At 57.0% G+C, this 988-nt stretch carries 1 protein-coding gene; it reads left to right on the top strand.

Features of this window, described 5'->3' with window-relative positions; translation table 11 throughout:
* On the top strand, positions 1-826 hold an 826-nt coding region (locus ACF8GB_RS04220), incomplete at its 5' end, for an IS3 family transposase (protein ID WP_392526604.1).
* Positions 827-988 lie beyond the last annotated feature (162 nt).

Consider the following 988-nt stretch of genomic DNA (forward strand, 5'->3'; position numbering starts at 1 on the left):
AGCAGCCAATCGTCCTGACTGTGCAGGCCTCACTCCACATGAAATCGTGCCGAAGTTGGCAGATGAAGGCCTTTACTTGGCCTCAGAATCCACCTTTTATCGAGTGCTCAAGTCAGCAGGCCAGGCACATCGGCGTGGACGCGGCAGAAAGCCCCAAGCCAGGCCGCTCACCACGCACAGGGCAGACGGCCCGAACCAGGTTTGGTGCTGGGATATCACCTGGCTGCCCAGCACAGTCAAAGGCCGTTACTTCTACTGGTACATGGTCAAAGATATCTACAGCCGCAAGCTGGTCATGAATGAGGTGCATGAGGCAGAGAGCGCTGAACATGCCAGCGTCTTGCTGGAACGTGCCTGTCTGCGTGAAGCAATCCGCCCGGAAACATTGGTGCTTCATTCAGACAATGGCAGCGCCATGAAAGGCGCGACAATGCTGGCCGCTCTGCGTGATCTGGGTGTGCTGCCATCGTTTAGCCGCCCGCGGGTCAGCAACGATAACGCCTATGCCGAAGCCTTGTTCCGTACGGCCAAGTACTGCTCGCGATGGCCAGGCCTGCCGTTTGAATCACTGGACGAGGCTCGGGTATGGGTCATGGAGTTTGCTGCCTGGTACAACAACGAACACCGCCATAGCGCGCTTAAATACGTCACTCCTGCGCAGCGACATGGGAGGCAGGATGCTGCTGCGCTGAAGCAGCGTGAACAGGTCTACACGGTGGCTCAGCGTGGGAATCCAGAGCGCTGGGCTCGAGGAATCCGTAGCTGGAAGCTGCCTGACCATGTGTATCTGAATCGTGAGCGAGACGCCCAGCAGCAAGTCGGTTAGGCAAGACACGACAACTACCTTGACACATACCGAAGACAAAAAGTAAGCCGCCGTAAGGGCGGAAAGGTGACTGTGCGCCACCCGCGCCAATGAATACCACCTTGCTGTGCGCGCCCACGCTTTCAAGTTTCAAGTTTCAAGTTTCAAGTTTGATTGCGTTGG

This window comes from Pseudomonas sp. xss_4, from assembly GCF_043104125.1.
Lineage (GTDB): Bacteria > Pseudomonadota > Gammaproteobacteria > Pseudomonadales > Pseudomonadaceae > Aquipseudomonas > Aquipseudomonas parafulva_B.